Source organism: Parahaliea mediterranea, assembly GCF_003402235.1.
In the GTDB taxonomy this organism is placed as follows: Bacteria; Pseudomonadota; Gammaproteobacteria; order Pseudomonadales; family Halieaceae; genus Parahaliea; species Parahaliea mediterranea.
In genome coordinates this window covers 602,443-625,405 of record NZ_QEWO01000002.1, presented here as the reverse complement: position 1 = coordinate 625,405, position 22,963 = coordinate 602,443, and the positions used below count along the sequence as shown (strand labels likewise).

General features: G+C 60.5%; 22 protein-coding genes. 19 read left to right on the top strand and 3 right to left on the bottom strand.

Translation table 11 applies throughout. The features are described 5' to 3' along the window. Nucleotides 1–73 precede the first annotated feature (73 nt). Nucleotides 74–721 (top strand): Crp/Fnr family transcriptional regulator, encoded by a 648-nt coding sequence (locus DDZ17_RS08265; protein WP_116365682.1) that lies wholly within the window; start codon nucleotides 74–76, stop codon nucleotides 719–721. A 166-nt stretch (nucleotides 722–887) separates the two neighbouring features. Here DDZ17_RS08265 and xseA read toward each other — a convergent pair whose 3' ends face one another. After that, nucleotides 888–2,354 carry an exodeoxyribonuclease VII large subunit gene (gene xseA, locus DDZ17_RS08260; RefSeq protein WP_116365680.1) on the bottom strand — a complete coding sequence of 489 codons (1,467 nt, stop codon included), beginning with the start codon at nucleotides 2,352–2,354 and terminating at the stop codon, nucleotides 888–890. 91 nt (nucleotides 2,355–2,445) lie between these two features. Between xseA and guaB the strand changes: the two genes are divergently transcribed. From guaB to DDZ17_RS08245, 3 genes are all read left to right on the top strand, one after another. After that, the gene (gene guaB / locus DDZ17_RS08255; RefSeq protein WP_116365678.1) at nucleotides 2,446–3,915 is read left to right on the top strand and encodes an IMP dehydrogenase; all 1,470 of its coding nucleotides are present in this window, start codon (nucleotides 2,446–2,448) and stop codon (nucleotides 3,913–3,915) included. A gap of 78 nt (nucleotides 3,916–3,993) precedes the next feature. Further along, the gene (gene guaA / locus DDZ17_RS08250) at nucleotides 3,994–5,571 is read left to right on the top strand and encodes a glutamine-hydrolyzing GMP synthase (protein WP_116365676.1); all 1,578 of its coding nucleotides are present in this window, start codon (nucleotides 3,994–3,996) and stop codon (nucleotides 5,569–5,571) included. A 307-nt stretch (nucleotides 5,572–5,878) separates the two neighbouring features. Continuing rightward, entirely contained in the window at nucleotides 5,879–7,075 is a 1,197-nt protein-coding gene (locus DDZ17_RS08245) for a tyrosine-type recombinase/integrase (RefSeq protein WP_116366193.1), read from the top strand. On the opposite strand, the gene DDZ17_RS08240 is transcribed toward DDZ17_RS08245, so the two are convergent. Together DDZ17_RS08240 and DDZ17_RS08235 are read right to left on the bottom strand one after the other, a co-directional pair. Continuing rightward, the gene (locus DDZ17_RS08240; protein WP_116365675.1) at nucleotides 7,059–7,307 is read right to left on the bottom strand and encodes a helix-turn-helix transcriptional regulator; all 249 of its coding nucleotides are present in this window, start codon (nucleotides 7,305–7,307) and stop codon (nucleotides 7,059–7,061) included. The genes DDZ17_RS08245 and DDZ17_RS08240 overlap by 17 nt on opposite strands. Nucleotides 7,308–7,541: 234 nt before the next feature. Beyond that, the gene (locus tag DDZ17_RS08235; RefSeq protein WP_116365673.1) at nucleotides 7,542–8,210 is read right to left on the bottom strand and encodes a S24 family peptidase; all 669 of its coding nucleotides are present in this window, start codon (nucleotides 8,208–8,210) and stop codon (nucleotides 7,542–7,544) included. Between the two features lie 93 nt (nucleotides 8,211–8,303). Here DDZ17_RS08235 and DDZ17_RS08230 point away from each other — a divergent pair, with 93 nt between their 5' ends. The 15 genes from DDZ17_RS08230 to traD all read left to right on the top strand — a co-directional run bounded on the left by DDZ17_RS08230 (nucleotide 8,304) and on the right by traD (nucleotide 22,958). Then, a complete protein-coding gene (locus DDZ17_RS08230; protein ID WP_206613483.1) occupies nucleotides 8,304–8,600 on the top strand; it encodes a hypothetical protein in 297 nt (98 codons plus the stop codon). Continuing rightward, the gene (locus DDZ17_RS08225; protein WP_206613482.1) at nucleotides 8,584–10,119 is read left to right on the top strand and encodes a ParB family protein; all 1,536 of its coding nucleotides are present in this window, start codon (nucleotides 8,584–8,586) and stop codon (nucleotides 10,117–10,119) included. Before DDZ17_RS08230 ends, DDZ17_RS08225 begins: the two co-directional genes overlap by 17 nt. Beyond that, entirely contained in the window at nucleotides 10,119–10,718 is a 600-nt protein-coding gene (locus DDZ17_RS08220) for a DUF2857 domain-containing protein (RefSeq protein WP_116365671.1), read from the top strand. The genes DDZ17_RS08225 and DDZ17_RS08220 overlap by 1 nt, the downstream gene beginning before the upstream one ends. Further along, nucleotides 10,708–11,961: an STY4528 family pathogenicity island replication protein gene (locus DDZ17_RS08215; RefSeq protein ID WP_116365669.1), complete on the top strand. Its 1,254-nt coding sequence runs from the start codon at nucleotides 10,708–10,710 to the stop codon at nucleotides 11,959–11,961. Before DDZ17_RS08220 ends, DDZ17_RS08215 begins: the two co-directional genes overlap by 11 nt. A 184-nt stretch (nucleotides 11,962–12,145) precedes the next feature. Then, nucleotides 12,146–12,883: a PFL_4669 family integrating conjugative element protein gene (locus DDZ17_RS08210; RefSeq protein WP_116365667.1), complete on the top strand. Its 738-nt coding sequence runs from the start codon at nucleotides 12,146–12,148 to the stop codon at nucleotides 12,881–12,883. Nucleotides 12,884–13,299: 416 nt separating this feature from the next. Further along, nucleotides 13,300–14,394, top strand: coding sequence for a ParM/StbA family protein (gene parM / locus DDZ17_RS08205; protein ID WP_241505825.1), 1,095 nt, complete (start codon nucleotides 13,300–13,302; stop codon nucleotides 14,392–14,394). Between the two features lie 187 nt (nucleotides 14,395–14,581). After that, nucleotides 14,582–15,010 (top strand): DUF3577 domain-containing protein, encoded by a 429-nt coding sequence (locus DDZ17_RS08200; protein ID WP_116365665.1) that lies wholly within the window; start codon nucleotides 14,582–14,584, stop codon nucleotides 15,008–15,010. Between the two features lie 103 nt (nucleotides 15,011–15,113). Then, nucleotides 15,114–15,629, top strand: coding sequence for a JAB domain-containing protein (locus DDZ17_RS08195; protein ID WP_116365663.1), 516 nt, complete (start codon nucleotides 15,114–15,116; stop codon nucleotides 15,627–15,629). Nucleotides 15,630–15,721: 92 nt separating this feature from the next. Further along, a complete protein-coding gene (locus tag DDZ17_RS08190) occupies nucleotides 15,722–16,147 on the top strand; it encodes a DUF6573 family protein (protein ID WP_116365661.1) in 426 nt (141 codons plus the stop codon). Nucleotides 16,148–17,148: 1,001 nt separating this feature from the next. Next, nucleotides 17,149–18,015, top strand: coding sequence for a phage integrase N-terminal domain-containing protein (locus DDZ17_RS08185; protein WP_116365659.1), 867 nt, complete (start codon nucleotides 17,149–17,151; stop codon nucleotides 18,013–18,015). A 117-nt stretch (nucleotides 18,016–18,132) separates the two neighbouring features. Further along, nucleotides 18,133–18,627, top strand: a complete 495-nt coding sequence (gene pilL2, locus DDZ17_RS08180; protein WP_116365657.1) for a PFGI-1 class ICE element type IV pilus protein PilL2 — start codon at nucleotides 18,133–18,135, stop codon at nucleotides 18,625–18,627. 315 nt (nucleotides 18,628–18,942) lie between these two features. After that, the gene (locus DDZ17_RS08175; protein WP_116366187.1) at nucleotides 18,943–19,686 is read left to right on the top strand and encodes a TIGR03759 family integrating conjugative element protein; all 744 of its coding nucleotides are present in this window, start codon (nucleotides 18,943–18,945) and stop codon (nucleotides 19,684–19,686) included. Beyond that, complete coding sequence (locus tag DDZ17_RS08170) at nucleotides 19,686–20,258, top strand: transglycosylase SLT domain-containing protein (protein ID WP_241505824.1); 573 nt, start codon at nucleotides 19,686–19,688, stop codon at nucleotides 20,256–20,258. The genes DDZ17_RS08175 and DDZ17_RS08170 overlap by 1 nt, the downstream gene beginning before the upstream one ends. Before the next feature lie 79 nt (nucleotides 20,259–20,337). After that, the gene (locus tag DDZ17_RS08165; protein WP_241505823.1) at nucleotides 20,338–20,826 is read left to right on the top strand and encodes a PFL_4695 family integrating conjugative element protein; all 489 of its coding nucleotides are present in this window, start codon (nucleotides 20,338–20,340) and stop codon (nucleotides 20,824–20,826) included. Between the two features lie 11 nt (nucleotides 20,827–20,837). Next, nucleotides 20,838–22,958, top strand: a complete 2,121-nt coding sequence (traD, locus tag DDZ17_RS08160; RefSeq protein ID WP_116365653.1) for a type IV conjugative transfer system coupling protein TraD — start codon at nucleotides 20,838–20,840, stop codon at nucleotides 22,956–22,958. Nucleotides 22,959–22,963 lie beyond the last annotated feature (5 nt).

Sequence of the window (22,963 nt, the reverse complement as noted above, 5' to 3'; positions counted from 1 at the left end):
CCCGCAAAGTTTGGGTTACTATTGGCGGCGTAGCTTAAGGGACAAGGCTAATCACGGGGCAGGTACAGAACGCATGTTGCAACAAGTAGAAATCTTCCAGGGGTTGTCTCGGGAAGAACTGGATGCACTGTCATCCAGCAGTACCAGCCGATCGTTCCCCAAAAATACCGTGGTGATCCACGAGAACGATCCGGCAGACTCGCTGTTCATTATCGAGAGCGGCAAGGTCAAGGTGTACTGCAGCGACAAGAACGGCAAGGAGTTCATCATGAACACCCAGGGCGCCGGCGATTACTTCGGCGAGCTGGCCCTGCTTGATGACTCGGTGCGTTCCGCCTCCGTGCGCACGGTGGAGAAGTCCAGCTTCTGCATCATCTACAAGGAAGACTTCAACCGGGTGCTGGACCAGTACCCGAACATCTCCCGACAGTTGATTCGCAACCTGGCCCAGCGTGTGCGCAAGCTCACTGCGGATGTGAAAAGCCTGGCCCTGCAGGATGTGTACGGCCGGGTGGCCAATGTGCTCATGGACCTGTCGGAAGAGCGCGGCGATGGCACCCTTTACATTCCCGAGAAGCTCACCCAGCAGGATATCGCCGATCGCGTTGGCGCCTCCCGCGAGATGGTGGCGCGCATCCTCAAGGATCTCACCATCGGCGAGTACATCCGCTTCGAGGGACGCCACATCATAATTAATACTCGCTTACCGGCGAAGTACTGACCGTCTCCGCGGGCGCCGCTGTCAAGGCGGCACCGGCGGCAATTCTTCACCCAAAGATCCCGGCAGCATTGCCGCGCCTTGCTAGGCTTGTCTGTATCAGGCGGCGGGAGGGCGCACCATGGCGCAAAAATACGACGTGGCAGAAACCGTTCTGCTGGGCACCGCCTCACTCACGGCGGTGCTGATCCTGGTGGCCGTCATCGGCATCTGATGGCGCCGCCGTCTCCTCAAGGCTTTTGCTCTCCACCCTGAGCGCCAGCCGGCCCCGGGCCAGCCGGGCGTTCAGGCGCTGGCCAATCGCCACCTCATCGGCATTGCGGATCACCCCGCCCGTCTCGCTGCTCAGCACACTGTAACCCCGGCCCAGGGTGGCCAGGGGGCTCACCGAATCCAGCAGCTGACCCAGCTGGCCCAGGCGGTCGCGGGCCCGCCCCAGCTGGCGCTGAATGGCGCCCTGCAGGCGCTGTTCCAGCAAAGCCAGTTGCTGCTGCAGCTGCCGCAGGCGGGCCAGGGGAGAGCGGGCCTGCAGGCGGCTCTCCAGCAGGGCCAGCTCGGCGCGGCGGCGCTGCAACTGGTGGCGCTGGGCGCGCACCAGGCGCTGTTCCAGATCGTCCAGCCGCTGGGCCTGCTCCCGCAATTGCTGGCCGGGGTGGCGCAGGCGCTTGCGCATTTGCACCAGCTGGCCCTGGGCCTCGGCCAGCCTGTGGGCCATGGCGCGCTGCAGGCGGCCTTCCAGTTGCTGCAGGCGGGCCAGCCACTCCTCGCGATCGGGGCTGACCAGCTCCGCCGCCGCCGAAGGCGTTGCGGCGCGCACGTCGGCGGCCATGTCGGCAATGGTGAAATCCACCTCGTGGCCCACGGCGCTGACTACCGGCAGGGCGCTGGCGACAATGGCCCTGGCCACCGCTTCCTCGTTGAAGGCCCACAGGTCCTCCAGGGAGCCGCCGCCACGGCCGACGATAATGGCATCCAGCGGCACCTCACCGCTGGCGGCCAGCTGGTTGGCGCGCTTGATGGCGGCGGCAATCTCCCCCGCCGCGGCCACCCCCTGCACAGCAACCGGCAGCAGGTAAATCCGCATGGCCGGCCAGCGCCGCTCCAGCACGGTGAGCATGTCGTGAATGGCGGCGCCAGTGGGGGAGGTCACAATGCCCAGGTGGTGAATGGGCGTGGGCAGGGGGCGTTTGCGCTCCGGTGCGAACAGGCCCTCGGCTTGCAGCCTGGCCTTGAGCTGGTCAAAGGCCGCCTGCAGGGCGCCGGCCCCGGCGGGTTCCATAAACTCGGCGATCAGCTGGAATTCGCCGCGGCCCTCGTACAGGGATACCCGGCAGCGCAGGCGAATGTGGTCGCCGTTCTTCGGTTGCAGGCGCACCCGCTGGTTGCGGTTGCGAAACATGGCGCAGCGCACCTGGGCGCCGCTGTCCTTCAGCGAGAAGTACCAGTGTCCGGAGGAGGGAGCGGCAAAGTTGCTGATTTCCCCCTCGACCCACACGAAGTCAAAGCTCGACTCCAGCAGGCGCCGCACCTGGCTGTTGAGCTGGGTTACGGTGAGTGTGGCGGGTTCGGGCCGGGTGGCTGTGTCGGCGGGTGCGCCGGACGACGGGAATTGGGGGGGAAAGCGGGTACTGGACACAAGGGGAGGCGCTTACTTTTGTTTACCTGGGGGAGGCGGAGGATTTATAATTGCACGTTTAACTTTCACCCGCCAGCCGGAGAGCAACCCTATGCTGCGTATTGCCCAGGAAGCCCTGACTTTCGATGATGTTCTGCTTGTTCCGGGCTACTCCGAGGTGGTGGCGACCGATGTGTCGCTGAAGACCCGCCTCACCCGGGAGATCGAGCTTAACATCCCCCTGGTGTCTGCCGCCATGGATACCGTCACCGAGGCTCGCCTTGCCATTGCCATGGCCCAGGAGGGCGGCATCGGCATCATCCACAAGAGCATGACCATCGCCGAGCAGGCCGACCAGGTGCGCCGGGTGAAGAAGTTCGAAAGTGGCGTGGTGAAGGACCCGATCACCATTCAGCAGAACGCCACCATTGCCGAGCTGCACGAACTCACCACCGCCCACGGTTTTTCCGGCGTGCCGGTGCTGAACGGCGAGGATCTGGTGGGCATCGTCACCCGCCGCGACGTGCGCTTTGAGTCCGACCCCACCAAGCTGGTTTCCAGCATCATGACTCCCAAGGACAAACTGGTCACCGTGAAGGAGGGCGCCAGCGCCGAGGAAGTGCAGCGCCTGTTGCACCAGCACCGCATCGAAAAAATCCTGGTGGTGAACGACAACTTTGACCTGTGCGGCATGATCACCGTCAAGGACTTCGACAAGGCCGAAAGCTTCCCCCACGCCTGCAAGGACTCCTACGGCCAGCTGCGCGTAGGCGCCTCGGTCGGCACCAGCCCCGACACCGACGACCGCGTGGCCGCCCTGGTGCGTGCGGGTGTGGACGTGCTGGTGGTGGACACCGCCCACGGCCACTCCCGCAACGTGATTGAGCGGGTGCGCAAAATCAAGGCGGAATACCCGTCCATCCAGGTGATCGGCGGCAATATCGCCACCGGCGCCGCCGCCCTGGCCCTGGCGGAGGCTGGCGCCGATGGCGTGAAGGTGGGCATCGGCCCCGGCTCCATCTGCACCACCCGCATCGTCACCGGCACCGGCGTGCCGCAGATCACCGCCATTGCCAACGTGATTGAGGCGTTGCAGGAACACGACATCCCGGTGATTGCCGACGGCGGCATTCGCTTCTCCGGTGACATTGCCAAGGCCATCGTCGCCGGCGCTCACGCGGTGATGATGGGCAGCATGTTCGCCGGCACCGAAGAGGCCCCCGGCGAGGTGGAGCTGTACCAGGGGCGTACCTACAAGGCCTACCGCGGCATGGGTTCGCTGGGAGCCATGTCCAAAACCCAGGGCTCCTCCGACCGCTACTTCCAGGACGCCAGCAAGGGCGCCGAAAAGCTGGTGCCCGAGGGCATCGAAGGCCGCGTGCCCTACAAAGGGCCGGTGTCTGCCATCATTCACCAGCTGATGGGGGGCGTGCGCTCCGCCATGGGTTACACCGGTAGCACCACCATGGACCAGATGCGCACCCGACCGGAATTTGTGCGGGTGACCAACGCCGGCATGTCGGAAAGCCACGTGCACGACGTATCGATCACCAAGGAAGCGCCGAACTACCCGGTGCGCTAAACAGAACACGGTGCGGGGCCTTCGGGCCCCGCTCTGGTTTAACCGCGGCGGGGGCGCCGCAGACTGAACAGGATCAACATGACCGCCAACATTCACGCCAGCAGAATCCTCATTCTCGATTTCGGTTCCCAGTACACCCAACTCATCGCCCGTCGCGTGCGGGAAGTGGGTGTGTACAGCGAAATTCGCGCCTGGGACATGAGCGACGACGAGATTCGCGACTTCGCGCCCAGCGGCATCATCCTCTCCGGTGGCCCCGAATCCGTGGCCGCGGATGCTTCGCCGCGGGCCCCGCAACTGGTGTTTGAACTGGACATCCCGGTGCTTGGCATCTGCTATGGCATGCAGACCATGGCCGAGCAGTTCGGCGGCGCGGTGACCCCCTCCGACACCAGCGAATTTGGCTACGCCCAGATTCGCCAGGTGGGCAATGGCGGCCTGCTGCACGACATCTGCGACCACATTACCGACCAGGGCACTGCCCTGCTGGACGTGTGGATGAGCCACGGCGACAAGGTCACCGTGCTGCCGCCGGATTTTGAGCTGATCGCCGAGACCGACTCCTGTCCCATTGCCGGCATGGCCCACAAGAGCAAGCCCTTCTTTGGTATCCAGTTCCATCCCGAAGTGACCCACACCCTGCAGGGCAAGCGCATTTTTGAGCACTTTGTGCTGGAGCAGTGCGGCTGCGAGGCCCTGTGGACCCCGGCCAATATCGTTGAAGACGCCGTGCAGCGCGTGCGCGAGCAGGTCGGCACCGACAAGGTACTGCTCGGCCTCTCTGGTGGTGTCGATTCCTCTGTGGTGGCGGCCCTGCTGCACAAGGCAATTGGCGACCAGCTCACCTGCGTGTTCGTGGATAACGGCCTGCTGCGCCTGAACGAAGGTGACCAGGTCATGAAAATGTTTGCCGACAATATGGGTGTGAAGGTCATCCGCGCCGACAGGGAAGCGCTCTTTTTGGGCAAACTGGCGGGCGAAAATGACCCGGAAGCCAAGCGCAAGATCATCGGCAACACCTTCATCGAAGTGTTCGACGAAGAGGCCGCCAAAATCACCGATGTGAAATGGCTGGCTCAGGGCACCATCTACCCCGACGTGATCGAATCCGCCGGCGCCAAAACCGGCAAGGCCCACGTGATCAAATCACACCACAACGTGGGTGGCCTGCCCGACGACATGGCGCTGGAACTGGTAGAGCCCCTGCGCGAACTGTTCAAAGACGAAGTGCGCCAGATCGGCCTGGAGCTTGGCCTGCCCTACGACATGGTTTACCGCCACCCCTTCCCGGGGCCGGGGCTTGGCGTGCGCATCCTGGGCGAAGTGAAAAAAGAATATGCAGATCTGCTGCGCCGCGCCGATGCCATCTTCATCGAAGAACTCCATGCCGCCGACTGGTACCACAAAACCAGCCAGGCCTTCGCCGTGTTCCTGCCGGTTAAGTCCGTCGGCGTGGTGGGGGACGGCCGGCGTTACGAGTACGTCATCGCCATCCGCGCCGTGGAAACCGTCGACTTCATGACCGCCCGCTGGGCACACCTGCCCTACGAGTTGCTGGAGAAAGTCTCCAACCGCATCATCAATGAGATCTCCGGCGTGAGCCGCGTAACCTACGACGTGAGCTCCAAGCCGCCGGCGACGATTGAGTGGGAATGATTCCGCGTCTGGCACTGACTGGTATCAACAAGCAGTAATTCAATTATAACCCATTGATAAAAATGGGTTTTTCTCGAAAAAGCCTGGCAATGCCAGGCACCCTCTAGCACCGTCAAGCAGACTTTTTTCATGGTATGTTTGATGGTATCGTCCGAGCTCATACCACAACTTCAACGAAATACCATACCATGAAATTTCAGGGATTCATGGTATAGAAAAACGTTAACTATCTGATATTAAAGGAAATAATTGACTTAAAGATGCCGTGTTTGTTCATGGTATCAAGGGCGAAAAAGAGAGGGCAGCCATGCTGACCGATACCAAGCTTCGAAATCTGAAACCCAAGGACAAGCTCTACAAAGTCAACGACCGGGATGGCCTCTACGTAGCAATTACCCCGGCAGGCACAATCTCGTTCAGGCACAACTACTCCATTAGTGGCCGTCAGGAGACGTTGACGATCGGTCGCTACGGTGCTGGCGGCATTACTCTCGCGGAGGCACGAGAGCGTCTTAACGAAGCCAAAAAAATGATTGCGGCAGGCAAGTCTCCAGCAAGAGAAAAGGCGCGTGATAAGACGCGTGTGAAGGGGGCGGAGACTTTTGGTGCTTGGGCTGAAAAATGGATGCGCGGGTATCAGATGGCTGACTCGACACGAGACATGCGCAAGTCAGTCTATAACCGAGAACTGAAGAAGCGCTTTGGTAATCAGAAATTGTCTGAGATCACCCACGAAGATCTTCGAGCGGTGACCGATGCCATCGTCGAGAGAGGAGCGCCAGCAACCGCTGTTCACGCACGAGAAGTGGTATTCCAGGTTTATCGCTGGGCGATCGAGCGTGGACAAAAAGCAGAAAATCCCGCTGCGATGGTTCGCCCAAGCAGTATCGCCACGTTTGAGCCTCGAGATCGAGCATTGAGTCCTGCTGAAATTGGTTTGATGTATCGATACATGGATCGCGTCGGCACATCACCGCAGTATAGAGCTGCTATCAAGTTGCTGCTGCTGACCATGGTGAGAAAGTCGGAGTTATCTAACGCTACCTGGGTGGAGATTAATTTCAGCGAAGCGCTTTGGACGATTCCAAAAGAGCGTATGAAACGGCGGAATCCGCACATGGTGTATCTCTCCCGTCAGGCGCTGGATATTTTCATTGCACTCAAGACATTCGCAGGCGGCTCAGAGTTCGTGCTTCCCTCTCGGTATGATTCGGACTTGCCTATGAGTGCCGCGACGTTAAATCGAGTTCTTGCTCTGACGTATCAGGCCGCACAAAAAGATGGAGAGCAACTTGGGAAGTTTGGTCCGCACGATCTGCGTCGTACGGCCAGCACGTTGTTGCATGAAGCCGGCTACAACACCGATTGGATTGAAAAGTGCCTTGCTCATGAGCAGAGAGGAGTGCGGGCAATTTATAACAAAGCCGAATACAGGGAACAGCGGACGGCGATGCTACAGGATTGGGCAAATATGATTGACGAGTGGACTAACGTAAAACGTTAGAGGGAATTCCTGGTCGAATAGGTTGCTCTTCAGAGTCTTTGCGCGATTCGATCCACTTTTCTACTTCAGCCAGATCCCAGGCAACATTGCGGCTCGTCAGCACGATTCTGCGCGGGAAGTCACCGCGTTTCTCCATATTGAAGATGGCGCGATCAGAAAGCGGAATCATACCCAGTAAGGTTTTTCGGTTGATTAAGGTTTTTCTGGGCCGCGTAGGGTGTTCATCGTCCATTTCTCACTCTTGCTCCAGACTGCATGTGTCAGAGTCTTGGGGTTGCCAAGTGCTAGAACGTTAGCACCGTGCAAATCATAATGGCAGAGGAAAATGTTTAGCATGGAGATAAACGCTTTGATCCATCAGAGTGGGGCTGTGGAGCTGAAGGCAGACTGGGACCGCCACGTTAGACAATTGCGCCGCCGAACACCCTAGATTAAATCCATTCTCTATGTGAGTGGGGCGAAGGCATTAGAGCGCCTCACCCTTGAAAACGATGACACCGCACACGGTGGTGTTCCTATCCACCTTGATAATACGATCAGGCCAATCCGGGTTGAGTGTTTTGAGATACTGTTTCCCTTCCTCTTCGATCCACTGCTTGAACGTTACTTCCCCGCTTGCTTCGAGACGAACGACGACAAATTTGCCGTGACTGACCGGCGCCAGGGGATCGACAAAAATCAGTTCGCCTTCGCGAAACTTCGGTTCCATGCTGGCGCCACGCACTCGCAGCACAAAGGTCTCTTCACTGCATTTGACGGGGCAAATCAGAAGCTCGGTGACGTAGGGGGCTGACTCATTTTCGACCCGGTTCTTACCGTGATTTTTCCCCACCTGATCCCACGTAATCAGGCGGTGATGGTTATTGAGATTGGGCCCGTCACCGGCGCCGTAAGCTTGGGTGTCGTGATCTACATCCATCCAGCCGGGCGGCTTCTTCATGGCCGCTTCCAACTTGGCGGCCAGATCATCACCGATACTGCGTGGGGTACCTTTCTGGGTAGGCAGTTGATTGCGTACCTGGCTGAGGTAGGAGCTATTGGTCTCTGCGGCACGGGCCAGGCGCGCTGCCGAACCCGCTTCGCGAATGAGGATCTCGAGGTTTTTGAGCCGAATGGGGCTGTGCTTTCTAGTCATGTAAGGAAGTTTAGCAATATTTAGCATAATGATAAATAAAAAATTAGCATCAAAAGTTGAGCGTTGATATGCTCGGTGCTAATGTATATTCGCATGGAGCTAAAGTATTTCTTAAAGATGGCAACGAAGAGGGAGCGAGCAGAAGTTGCCACGGCCTGCAACAACTCTGTTTCCTACCTTTATCAGATCGCGGGCAATCACCGCTACGCCAGTCCGCTGTTAGCCACACAGATTGAGAAATCGACCCGGCAGGTGGCCAAATCGTCCGGCGGAAGACTCCAGGCGGTACCGCGGGCGTCCATGGTTCGTCACCCTGAAATCTTCTACCCAGGCACTGGTGACGACGATAAAGGCCCGCTGACGGTGGCCGAAGATGATGGCGCAGCGTAAGCCCGTGGCCACGACGGAGGGTTCCACCGAGGACGCACCGGGCGTAACGCGAGTGGCAGTGGACCGCATTCATTATTACGGCAAAAATCCACGCCGCCAGCAAAACCCCGAATACGACCGCATCAAAGCATCCATCCGCGACAGCGGGCTGGATCAGCCTCTGGTGCTCACCCAACAACCGGGCATGGCCGACTACGTGTTGCATAGCGGTGGCAATACGCGGCTGCGCATCCTGAAAGAGCTGTACGAAGAGACTGCCAACGAGCGCTACTACTGGGTGGAGTGTGTGATTCGACCCTGGTCGCAGGAATCGTCAGTGCTGTTCGCACACCTTCGGGAGAATGAGCTCCGAGGCGGATTGCCATTTATCGACAAGGCCCACGCGGTATTTGAGGCGAAGTCGCTCCTGGAAGCGGAACTGGGCACTGACGGATTATCACAACGGCAGTTGGAAACGCTGTTTCGTGAGCGCGGATTCAGCCTCAGCCACAGCACCATTTCGAAGATGGGTTATGCCGTCCACACGCTCTGGCCGGTTATGCCCCTGGCACTCAACGCCGGGCTGGGGCGGCCCCAGATCGAAAAGATCCGGTCGCTGGAGCGGGCCGCGCGGCAGCTCTGGATACAGCGCGAGCTGGGCGACGAAGGCGAGTTCAACGCGGTTTTTGCCGAGCTGTGCCGACGCTATGACGGTGCTGAATGGGACGTGCAGCCGTTGTACACCGCGCTGCAACATGAGATCGCGGTGGCGGCCGAACAGAGCGAGCACGTCATTCAGCTCGAGATCGAGGCCTGCCTGGCGGGCCGAACGGTTGAGCACGGCTTTGTCCCAGTCGACGAGCCTGAGAGCGTGCAGCCGGGTCCGCGTAGCGCGTCAGGCAACGCCAGTGCCGCGGAAGCGGAATCCCCGATTGCCACCACCTCCTCTGTGCCCACAGCAACGCAGGGCCAGAAGGCGCAGGGCGCCGTTGACGATGAAAGATCCAATGCCACGCCTACGCTAAGCCTAAGTAAATCCTCGCGCACACCGAGCAAGCCAGACGCAATGGACATCGCGGCATTGCGTAGCCGGATCTCTACAACAGCAACACGCCTGGCGGAGCACCACGGTCTCGGCGGCCAGATTATGGTCCTTGCCGATATCGGCATGGGTTTTCTGTTAACGGATGTCCCACCCTCAGAGCTCACAGAAACGCTGGACCAGGAGATGTTGGGCCTGGTGTCGGCACTGTGGTGGCAATTGGCCGCCTGTGCCGAGGTGACAGCGGCGCCGCCTGACGTCGTGCTGGCGTTCCTTGAGGAACCTTCGATTTTGCGCCAGGCGATGGCGTCGCATGATGCGGATCTGTTGTTCAGTAGCGTCTGGACCCTGGATCCCGGACAGCTCGGCTGCCAGCTGTGGCAACAACTCAACCCCGAAGACTGGCAACTGCTGTTGCAGATGATGGAGGCCTATCGCGCACTGAAGCGGCTGGCCAATGAGCGGAACCATGATCTTTGGGGAGCAGGGGAGCGCTGATGTCCTCCAACAAGGAAGCGGATCTCACCACGGCGGTGTTGCTCTACGCATTGCGCTGCCTGGCGGAGGGGGATCAACAGGCCCTTCGTGGCATGAACTTTGGTCCCAAGGAGCTGGACGCGTTACGGGAGATGAACCTGGCGGATCTGTATCGCGCCGATGTTCTGCGTGTGCATTGCCTCAAGATCGACCTCAACAGAGAGGTCTTCTGGCCGATGTTGACCCACCTGCGTCATCAGCGTGAGTCCGAAGAGCTGCAGCGCAGCCTACTCGTCACCGATGCGCCCTTGACCATGATGCAGCAGCTGTTTGGGATGAGTTCCCGGGAATACACGCGCTGGCGTCGACTGCTGACGCTCGAGCCCGCCGTCGGTAGACCGGCTGAGCTGGACGAGAGCGATACCCATACCCTGTGGCATGCCTGGCAGGACAGGGTAGAAGCGCGAGCGGATAGTCCGCTGACCGCAGCAGACTATCTCGCGCTCCACCAGGAGACCGGTATCGGGCTGCGGGCCATTTGGGCGCTGGTGCAGCGTTGGGAGGTGTACGGCGACCCCGTGAATCCCGGTGCCACTCAGGTCGTCGAGAATGGCGCATGAAGAGTCACTGCTGCGACCGGAGACCGTTGCTCTCGACGCACTGATCAAGGCAACGGTTGCCGGTCTGGTCGGGGAGGGCGAGCAAGCCCCTCCGGAAGCCATGCTGTTTCTGGGGAACTGGCACCAGTCGATCCCGACTCTGGTCATTCAGGATCCGATTCTCGAGCCGGTTGACAAGGTGGTGTGGATGGTCATCATGTCCCACGCTCGAGAGACCGGTAGCCGAACCGCGTTCCCCGACTACGACACCATCGCCAGCCAAACCAACATCGCCTCGACATCGACGGTCGCCCGCGCCATTGCTATCTTGCGCCTGACCCGCTGGCTGACCCTGTGCGCCAGGGCGCGGCAAAAATCCGGGCGATTCACCGGGAACATCTACGTTCTGCACGACGAGCCGCTGCCACTGCGCGATGCCCTGCATCTCGACGTGGCCTATATGGCCTTTGTCCAACAATCGGAGCGACACCACCACGGTCGTGTGCGCGCGGTTGCTCAGTCGGTGCTGGCAAGCCTGGATGAGTCCATTCGGACGCAGGAGTATCCACTGGAATCCGAATCGCCCATTGAGCGGCGCATCAGCGCGGCGAGCGTCGTGCGCAATGCCGGCCAGACGCCCGGCGCTACCGGTCGCTATTTCGCCTTTACTGGTGAGGCGGTAAATCGCTTGAAACGGCCCGCTGCGGGTCGATCTGAAGCGAATTCTCGCCACAACCAAAATTCGAAGGCGGTGAAAGCTACGCACTACAGTAGTGGTCGTAGTAGTAATTATAAAAAAACTACAACAAAAACCACGACAACAAACTCCAACAGCGATGAGACCACGTTATCCAATCAGGCCTCATCGCTGGGCGATGCCCCCCTCATCTATCCCGCCAGGCTGTCGGACAACCAGAAACTGTTGGCAGATCGCTACCTCCACCTGATTGCCCCGGAGGAGCGGCAGGAGGTACTGGATGAATTACAAGGACGGCTCGAGTCTGAACAAAAGGGCATGAAGCCCGTCTACGACGAGCTTCGCTTCCTGCACTCGTTGTGCAAGGCCGTACAGCGCAGCGAGTTTGTGCCCAACCTGGGGATCAAAGTGGCCGAAGCGCGGGCATCACGAGCGCAGCCACCCCCGCAAGCGCCCAACCCCGAACAGGAAGCGATCGGCGCCCGGCAGCGGGAAATCGCCAGAGACTATGGCCTGGAGCAGCTGGCCAAGCTCCGCCAATCCTTCGTCACCGACGACGATACCTGACGAACCCGTATCCCCGTGGGCACCGGATAGTACCGCTGGCGGCGTGCGATGCGTGGTTCCAGTGGAACCGCTGTGCATCAGCGAAGCGCACAAAAGCTCCGCGACAGCCGGTGGGATAGTCGATGGTTGCTAATTGGTATCTGTGGATTCATTGCATCTCGAGGATTCGACAGGACAGGTGCCAATGAACAGTGACGACGCCCACGCCGATACCCAACCGCTGGACTACGCCAATCACAAGGGCCCAGGCGCTTTGCAGGGCGAGGTTTGGCTCAACGTCCAGACCTACCAGGCGCAAAGTCTCATCCGAGGGCGGCGTGGCAGCGATGAAAAGCCCGCGATCATCGGGCTCGTCGGGTGCGCGGACCGCCTGAAGGTGCTATGGCAGGCGATCAGGCTCGACGATCCCTTCGCGGACTGGTGGTTGATCAAGGTCGAAGAGAGTATTGCCGATGCCCGGTCACGGCTGCATCGCCTTCAAGCGCAAATCGAGACGCTGCTGGCCAGCAGCGATGCATTCGAGGTCAGTGCTGCCCAGTCCAGCCGTCCCCACCGGGTATCGCTGCAATTTGCCAATCCCTATGCGTTTCGGGCGGCGCAAATGCTCGCGGATTATGACCGCCTGATGTGCAGCTTATTGACAGCCCGGCATCTGGGCATCGCCCTGCCCGGCGATGTGGCTGAGCAAGTCAGGGGCAGTGGCCGCTGGCTGCGGCGGGTGTTTGCCCTGCCGTTGGGTTACCACAGCCTGGAAGTCTGTCGTCGTGACGTGCTGCAGGGGACGGCCCGGGCCGAGAAGGCGCGTGCCTGTATGGGCGAGGTCCCCCGGGAAGTGCTTTGTGGTGAGCAATTGCCGAGTCTGCGGCCGGTTACCTTCAAGGTGAATGGCGTGGGCGACACCGCCCTGGAGAAGGAGGGCTAGGCCGGATGCTCGCAGCCACACAACACTGCCTGAACGTCTGCCTGGATACTCGCGTCCCCCTGGAGGCGGTGATTCTGAATCGCCTGCAGCGCTTGCCGCAGCCGCGACAGGGAGACTGGTTGAGGAATCTCTTGGTGACCGGATTCAGCGCAGAGTGTCAGGCACTCAGGTCGCAAGCCGCAGTGCCGAGCCCACAGGGTGTGTTCGAACACCCCTATCGAGCGACATCCGCGCGGACGCCTCCATCGGGCGGCGAGGCTCAGCACCGTGGTACAGCAACGCCCGCTGAACCCGATGACCGGCGTTCTGTCGAGGCGCCGACCATGGTCCGCAGCGCCAACGCTGCCAAACCCTTTGCACACCTGAAAAGCATTATCGGCGCCTGACGTAGCCGGCGGATTCTGAGGAGGAAAAGCGTGAGCGAGAACAGCCAAATCAACCAGGCACAGAAAGAACCTTCACAAGAACCGCCGCCGGATCCAATGGCGGTGTGTCCCGTGGGGTTAGATGATGGTTATGCCTATACCAAGGTAGCCCTGGCCGACGGGCGACTGTTCTCGGTGCCGTCCAGGGCTCGCATTGGCGCCGCCGGCGTGACCTGGATTCGAGCGCAGGAACAACGCATCTTTGAGTACGAGACTGACGGTGCGATCTACTCGGTTGGCGCGGTGGATGGTGAGGAAACCAGCTTTGACGAGTACCCCGGTTCTGCGCTCAACCGCGTGATTGTGCAGCACGCCCTGCAGGAAGCAGGGCTCTCGGGACGGTCGGTTCATTTGGTCACTGGTTTACCGGTCGGCGCCTACTACCGCAATGACGGACAGCTGCTCCAGGGCGGGATTGACCAAAAGCGCGACAGTCTGAAGCTGACCGTCGACCCGCGCTCGGCCATGCGAAGCCGACAAAAGCCCACGTTGAAAGTCAGCGTTGCGTTTCATGAGGTGATCCCCGAAGCGCTTGCCGCATGGTATGACCATGTCATTGTCCTGCAGGCGGACGGGGTGACCCTGGACGCCGATCGACTGAGCGCGCCCATTGCGATCGTCGATATCGGTGGCCGCACGACGGATTACGTGGTGGTGCAGGACCAGGGCATCGTGCACGGCTCATCCGGTTCTCTGAACCGGGGCATGCTGCACCTGAAATCCCGCGTCGCGGATCTGGTGCAGGAGCAATTCGACCTGACCGGGCTGGGTGAGCAGAGCATTGCCAGGGCGGTCGATCGCCAGCAACTGCGCCTGCACGGTCGGGATCATGATATCTCGACCTTGGTCGCGACGGCGAAACGCGAACTGGTCGAGCTTCTGTACGGTGAAACCCGCCGTAAACTCGGGCTGGGTGCCGAGCTCGATCAGGTGCTGTTTGTCGGTGGTGGCAGTGCCGCACTCGCCGCCGATATCGGCAATTGGTTTCCGAACCAGACCATTGCGGACCACGCCGCCTTTGCCAACGCCAGGGGCATGCTCAAGTACCTGCAATTCGTCTGCGACGACGTGGAGCGCGGGTTTTGAAGGTTTCACACGTGGTCACTGCGGTCTCAGTGACACCAGGTATCGTCGGATTGCGAAATCGATACCGCGGCTACGCCGTCAATCCACCGTTGGGGTCACTCCCGACGTTTACTCACCCTGCCGGGATTCAATGCCCGTCAGGGCGTCGCATTCCCCGGCAGTTCATTATGCTCAAGGAGAATGTGTTATGACCACGAGAACAGCTAGCGCTGAAAAGCCGAAGTTTTTCGATCTTGATATCCACGGTATTGGTTACCTCAATCGCGTCCGTGAGGTGACACCGGAGAACGGGTCTCCCTTTCTCAGTGTCACTATCGCCGCGCTTCGAGGCTCAGCCGACAACGTCCAGCACACCTACTTTGAATGTGTGGTGGTCGGTGAAGAAGCGAAGGATCTGGTACGCCAGTTGACGTTTGCGGTCGAAGCCGGCCTGAAAGTGTTGGTGGGATTTCATCTCAGTGATCTTCAGGCTCAGACCTTTACCTTCAAACAAGGCGAACGGGCCGGTATGACCGGTGTTGGACTGAAGTCCCGCCTGCTGCGATTCCAATGGATCAAGGTGGACGGACATCCCTATCTGACAGCCCCGTCTGCTACCCAGCAGACAGCCGGATAATCGACCTTCTGGCTACCTCTTCGGATGTAGCCAATCTTGCAATCCCGCGAGGAACCCATTCCTCGCGGGATCGGTCTCCCCGCAACTTTCAAGGAGACCTGTCATGGCTTCGAAATCATCGCCCGCCAAGGCGAACCCTCAAAACCGTGTCGCGAAGCTGAAGCTGGCTTCGCTCAACGACCCGGAACGTCAGTCCCTCGTGGAGTTGGCCTTCGCCGTACTCCAGGACCTGCACCAACCCGGCGTCGAGTTACCCGCCCCTGGCCGTACCCGTGACTATTTGCGGATGCTGCTGGCGGACCGGAAAGCCGAAGTCTTTGGTTGTGTGTTTCTGGACAACCGGCATCGAGTGATCGAAACGGCCGAGTTGTTCCAGGGGACGATCGACGGCGCTGCGGTGTACCCCCGCGTGGTGGTACAGCAAGCGCTGGCGTTGAATGCCGCTGCGGTGATGTTTTTTCACAATCACCCCAGTGGCGTTGCTGAACCCAGTCATGCCGACGAGGCCATTACTCGTCGCCTGAAGGATGCTCTGGCACTGGTGGATATACGGGTGCTGGATCATTTCATCGTCACGGCTGGCGAGTCGCTGTCGTTCGCCGAGCGCGGCCTGTTGTAGCTGGTATTCATTCAACCCATCGGGGAGTCACAGTCGTCCCGGTGGGGCGGCGGTACTCCCCGACCTTTTTATACAATTCAGGGAGAGTCCCCATGAAAGATGCAGAGTTCGAGTCACTACACGATGTGTTTGGCCCTGTCATTGCAAGTTACAGCCGTCAGCAGGCCATCGAAGATGGCCTGTTGGTCGATGTCACACCGACAGCGCGCGAGGCTGGATTCGTGTTGCCGGTCGCCGTCAGTCACGCTGCCTGGTGTGATTGTGTTGCCTGGACGGAGCGGGACAACCGCTTGCAGGTCTACCAGGACGAGTCCGGTCGGTTGTGGGATGTGCTGTTCATGGCGTTCTACGCGATCAACGCAACCAGTGACTCCGGCGATCGGCTGACCTACGCGTTGTACCGGGTACCGAAAGACGGCTATTCAACGGAGGCGGAAGAGGTCAGCCTGAAACTGGTGGTGGGTCCCGGCGATGCGGGTGAACCGGTCGTGACGATCATGCTGCCAAACGAAGATTAATCTCGCCGAGCAATTCGGCTCCTTGCCCTGGCCACTTGGGATAAAGTGGCACCTCCAACCTGCCTGCCTGCCCGCCGTTCCGGCAATTCCGCTTTCCCCGTAAAGACGACTCCGCTGCTAACTGACGCTTCGACACTGGTTCCAGTGTCACCGCGGCCTGAGTATTTCTGGCTGCGCAATGGCCATGACAGGTCGTAGACCTGGCGTGGGCATTGACTCGCACGAAGCCCTCGTCACTGCTGAGCGAAGCGGGGTAGTGACGAGGGCGGCGGAGCCCGAAACGACAGCGGATAGCGCCCGAATTGATGCGTTCCAGGCGAGTTCGGTCTGGTTAGACTGCGACTGAGCGTTGCCAATCGCTTCACACGCGGCCACGGCGGTAACGTGGATGAGGGGGTCGCCCTTGCCATCCAAACTGGCACAAACGGCAGTCGCGCCAGCAGAGCTTTACTGGCGCACAGCATCCGCTGCAGCTCGTCTTCAATACCAGGAGGTTCCTCCTTTCTTTACGCTGGCAGCCGCCAGTGCAATCCCGGCTGGCAAACAGCCGACACTCAACGCGCCGTCGCATCGACGGATTCAATTCACCGCAGGTGGGCTAAACGCCCGTCGCTTTAAACAGGAGCTTTAGTTTTATCCTTTTTCAAAGGTCCTTTCGACGCTGGGGGTTATCCCCCACTTCAGTGCAGCAATCGCTGCGTCTAACCCGGCTGGCAAGCAGTCGACCTTCCATACGCCGTCACACAGTCGGCTTCATTCAACCCACGGACCGATGGTTCCGGACATTCAACAGGAGGTGAAGTAATCACCATCAACGCTGGCTCTTCGAGCCACTGGTTCACCTGGCACCATCTTCGACAGAAGAGCCGCCAGGTTGCCTGCGACCAGGCTTATCAGGTCGAACGGGAGTAGTGTCCCTTGGCCCCTCCGCTTCGGTGGACCCGGTCAGGCTACGTGCCTACTGGTTGGTCACAAACACTTACCAGACTGGAACGTACACGATGCGAGACCTGAACTACCAATTGAAACAGCTGTGTCAGCGCAACCGGGATGGGAGCTACAGTACCCAGGCAAACCGGGCGCGGATGCTCAACCAGATCGCCAATCAATTGCAGGAGATGGGCTATCGGCGTATGACAACACACTCGCTCAAGCCCAAGCACGTGGATGCTCTGGTGAAGCGCTGGCTCAGCGAGGGGATGGCGGCCGGTACCATCAAGAATCGCATGAACTGCTTGCGCTGGTGGGCCGCCAAGGTGGATCGGCGCAATGTCGTCGCGCGGTCCAACGACTTTTACGGCATTCCCGATCGACAATTCGTCAGCAACACGTCGAAGGCAGTCGCGGTTGATGACAAGGCGCTGTCCGCTGTGTCGGATGATCATGTGCGCATGAGCCTGGAATTACAGCGGGCGTTCGGATTGCGCCGAGAGGAAGCGATCAAGTTTGTGCCCGCCTATGCGGATCAGGACGATCATATTCGCTTGAAGGCCTCCTGGACCAAAGGGGGCAAAGCGCGGGTGATACCCATGCTCACCCAGGAGCAGCGCGATGTACTGACGCGCGCACGCCGATTGGCGGGTAGCGGCTCCCTGATTCCAGCACAAAAAAACTACATTCAGCAGCTGCGAACCTACGAACGTCACACCACGCACGCGGGCTTGTCCAAGCTTCATGGGCTGCGCCACGCGTACGCCCAGGCACGGTACCAGCGCCTGACCGGGTGGACGTGTCCGGCGGCGGGAGGACCGACAGCAAACCAGCTAACCGTCGATCAGCGTAAACAGGATTACCAGGCGCGCCTCACCATCAGTCGCGAGCTGGGCCACGTTCGCGAGCAGATCAGCGCGGTGTATTTGGGCCGCTAGTTACCGGTCTCGAGGCGCCACATCGAACAAGCGCAACAGGTATTGCCTGGATAAGCGATTCACGTCCGTCAGTGGCGTGGTGATCATGAAGCCCATCATGATACCCGAGGCCTGCACATGTTCTCCGCCAGACACCAACGCCTACCGCGCATCCTTCCGAGCCTGCTGCGCTGCTTTAGCCTTACCGCCGCAAGCGGTATGGCCTTGGCCGCAGCGCCGCCCGAGAGGGATCTTGGCGCATTGACGCAGGTTGGCCGCTACAGCGTTCTCGCCGCAGGGCCGAAAGAGGGTCAGTGGGATCTGTTGGCCGTGACCAGCGCAATCGACATTCCTGTCGACGTACAGACAGTCGGGGAGGCCTTGCACTGGTTGTTGCGTGATTCCGGGTATCGCCTGGCGGCGGTCTCTGTCATGCCGGACGAGGTGAAGGCCCTGCTCGAGCTGCCGCTGCCGGCTGTTCATCGCCGGTTCGAACCCATGCCCCTTCAAACCGTGATCGGGCTGATCGTCGGTCCCGCGTTTCATCTGGTTCAGGATCCGGTTCACCGCCTGCTGGCCTTCGAGCGCTGTGCGGGAACACCTGATTCAGCTGCTATGGGAGAGGTGCGGTAATGGACGTCTTTATCTTCGCCGTTGTTCTGGTAGCGGCCCTGGTGGCGGGGGCCGGGGACAAACCCGCTGAGCATCAAGCGGACATTGCCGCCCAGTCAGCCGGTCCTCCATCCCCAGAATATGCACCGGCTCCAGGAAGGGGCTTCGCTGTGCCCGTGTGTGACCCTACGCGGGCCCGCATTAGCCAACGTGACCTCTCCGGGACAGTCAAACAAGAGGTCAACCGTAATGATCGTTAACGGCCGTTGCGCCAGGTGTTGTCGGAGGCTGTTCGGAGCCGCATTGGCAGTCAGTCTTTGCGTCGCCATACCAGTCATGGGCCAAGCCCGCGATCCAGCTGCGTTTAAATCATCGATCGAACAGTCCGTTGAGACGTCGGCGACGAAACGGGTCGATTCCAAGACCTTGCGGGCCGAGCTCTGGGGGCTGGACGCATCCGAGTGGCAACGCTACCAGTCTCTGATGCAAGGCATACGGGGCAGCGTGAGCCCCGCCACGCTGTCGCCCATCGAAGTGCTGGGTATTCATGCACGCAATGACGATGAGCGGCGGCGCTACGCCGAGCAATGGGCAGTCATGATGCGTGATGATGCCGAACGCATACTGGCATTCCAGCGGGCTTACGACGACGCCCAACAGCGCCTGTTCGCCGGCGGCTTGCTCATCGATTCTCACGCCCTCGCTGCTGTCAGGGTGAATCAGGTCGAGCCGGCAAAGTGGGCCTGGCGCCCGGACGATCGGGTGCTGTTCTTTGCGGATACCCACTGTCCGACCTGTGATGCGGTGCTGGAACGCCTGGTCAGCCAGATCACGCAGTTCGCCGGTATCGATGTGTATCTGGTCGATGTCGCTGACGGGGATGAAGATGACATACGCAAGTGGGCGGCCTCGAAACAGATCGATCCCCTCTGGGTCAGTGAGCAAAAAATGACCCTGAACATCGACGCCGGCGCGTTGGGCGAAGTGACTGCGTACACGGGCCAACAGGGGCAGCAGCTACCGGTACTGGTGGTACGTCGGGAAGGGCAGTTGGCGCCCTTGCCGGCGCTGCATTTTTGATGGGGGCGATGCTGGTCATCCCGTCGCCCGTAGTCTGCGTTCTGGGATTGATCGCGTGTTCGGCGACTGCCGAGTCACAGTCGGTGCCGGTGGGGTATCGGCAGGTGGCGCAAGAAGCCGGAGTGCCATCGAAGCTGCTGTATGCCGTGGCCCTGGCGGAGAGTGGGCAAAGCGCATTCAGCGGTGGCGCGTTCAGGCCCTGGCCCTGGACGCTCAATATCAACGGCAAGGGACGTTACTACCCGACACGTCAGGCAGCCTCGCAAGCCTTGCAACCTGCTCTCGCCAGTCCAGAGACGTCCGTCGATATTGGCCTGATGCAGATCAGTTGGCGCTACCACCAGAGTGTCCTGGGCTCGGGCTGGGCCGCGCTGGATCCCTACCACAACCTGCGGGTCGCCGCGGCGCTGCTGCGCGATTGTCTGGCAGCGCACGAACACTGGCTGCCCAGCGCCGGTTGTTATCACGCCCCGAACAATGCCCATCGCGCAGAGCGCTACAGCCAGCGGGTCCAGGCGCACTGGTTACGACTGACCGATGAACCGCAAGGGGTGGTTGATGGCGCCCCGTAAGCAACCGGTTCGACCGCACCTTGTGCTTGGGATACTCGCGTCCCTGACGCTGGCTCCAACGGTACTGGCTGAGCTGACCGTGATCTATGACAGCCGCCAGACGCGGCCGCTGGCGCCATTGTTGAGACCACTGTTCCCAAACCAACCGCCAGCAGCCGACGCTGCAAGCCCAAAGAACCAGAACCTGGCGCCTGCATCCACATTGGGACCCGCAGACCTCAGCACTCTACTGCCGGTGCAGTCGCCCGGACTTCAGGTCGGCGATATCGCGGGTCGTCAGTTAGCGCCCTCGGTGCTGGCGCGTTTGGCGCAGGGCAATCCCCGCCCTTTTTTTCTGGTGGGATCTGATGAGGTGTCCCTGCGATGGCTGGCGCATCATCGGAACACGCTTCAATCTCTGGGCGCTGTCGGCATGCTGGTGCAGGCCGACACGGCCGAGGATGTCCGCAGCGCGGTAGCGGCAGCACAGGGCGTACCCATGACCTTGGGTGCCGGTGATGATCTGGCGAGAGCGCTGGGGATTGATCGCTACCCGATCCTGATTACCCGCGAAGGCCTTCAGCAATGAGCGCGCACCCCATGGAGGCGCTGCTGCGACCGCCTGTGGAATTGTGGTCGACGTGCACGGCGTTTGCCGCAGGCACATTGGCCTGGTTGGCGCCTGGCGCCTTGATGATGCCGCCGGGGATTGCCACAGCCACCGGGCTAACCTTCTTCGCTTTCGGATTGTTGCGTGGGGGGCAGGCCTGGCGCGTACTGCGTTATCAGCGCCACATGCGGTGTCTACCACTGTACCAATTGCGCGCAGAACAGATACCGGTCAGTCGTCACAAGCTGTTTCTGGGGCGGGGGTTTCGCTGGTCCCAGCAGCATACACAGCGCCTGCGCGATACGCTGAAGCCGGAAGTGCAGCGTTTCGTACAGCCCGGCAGGCTCTATCTCTGGGCACGCCAAAATGAGGTGGCGTGGGAATCCATCCCGGGGCTGGCTTTGCTGGCCAGGGCCTTGCGCAGTCGCAGCCGTTGGAATCCGCTGGCACCGCTGCCGGCGGTTGGCGGCAAGCCCGCCCTGCATGCGGTGGAGCCCCACGAGCAGTCTGTGTGGATGGACCTCGGTGAACGGGTAGGGCACACCCTGGTGTTGGGTACGACCCGGGTGGGCAAAACCCGTCTGGCCGAACTGCTGATCACGCAGGACATCCGCCGAGGCGACGTCGTCATCGTCTTCGACCCCAAAGGGGATGCCGACCTGTTGCGTCGCATCTACGCGGAGGCCAAGCGCGCCGGCCGGCTGGACGAGTTTTACCTGTTCCATTTGGGCTTTCCCGAACTTTCGGCGCGTTACAACGCCATTGGGAATTTCTCCCGGATCACCGAAGTGGCGACCCGTATTGCCAATCAATTACCTAATGAGGGGAATTCGGCGGCCTTCAAGGAGTTTGCCTGGCGTTTCGTCAATATCATCGCACGCGCGCTGGTGGCCCTGAAGCGCCGGCCGGATTATCAGCAGGTGCGGCGCTACATTAACGATATCGAGCCGCTGTTTGTGGAATACGCGGGCCACTGCGCGGAGGTTGCCGGCATCGAAGACTGGGGATCACTGGTAGAAGAGCGTGCCGCGGATATCAAGGAGCGCAATCTGCCCAATGCCCTGCGCGGCCGCTCTATGGAAGCGATTGCCTGCATGCGGTTGCTGCAGGAGAAGGCCATCTACGATCCCGTCTTGGATGGGCTGATTTCCGCGTTCAAATACGACAAGACGTATTTCGACAAGATCGTCAGTTCGGTCGGTCCCCTGATGGAAAAGCTGACCACCGGGACCATCGCCGGGCTGATCTCACCAAACTATCAGGATGAGCGGGACTCGCGGCCCATCTTCGAGTGGATGGACGTGGTGCGCCGCAAAGGCATTGTCTATGTGGGGCTCGACGCGCTCACCGATACCACCGTGGCCAGCGCCGTCGGCAACTCCATGTTTGCGGACCTGGTGTCGGTGGCTGGCCAGATCTACAAGCATGGTGTAGATCCCGTCCGGCACGATGATAGCGGGTCGGTATCCACGACGACCGCCAGGCGACCCTCGACACCGACGATTTCCCTGCACGCCGATGAGTTCAACGAACTGATTGGCGATGAGTTCGTGCCGCTGTTGAACAAGGCGGGCGGGGCGGGGTTTCAGGTGACGGCCTACACCCAGACCTGGTCCGACGTCGAGGCGCGCCTGGGCAATCGGGCGAAAGCCGGACAGGTGGCGGGTAACTTCAATACCCTGCTGATGCTGCGGGTGAAAGAACTGGACACAGCGGCGATGTTGACCGATCAATTGCCGCGGGTAGAAGTCTTCAGCCTGATGAGTGTGTCCGGCGTGGATGACTCCTCGGACCCCGGCTCCGGGGTCGATTTCAAATCCCGTAACGAGGACCGGATCAGTGTCTCCGAGGTGCCGATGTTGACCGCTGCCGATATGGTTACGCTTCCCAAGGGGCAGGCGTTCGCCCTGCTGGAAGGGGGCCAGCTCTGGAAAATCCGCATTCCGCTGCCGGATGACCGCGATGATGGGGTCATGCCGGGTGACTTTGAGGCAATAGCCCAAGCCATGCGCCGCAGCTATGTCACCAACGATCACTGGTACCGCGTGACCGATCGCTGGTGGCATGCCGTCTCCGAGCCCGCAATCCCTACTTCAGGCGCCGTGGAGTAAACCTG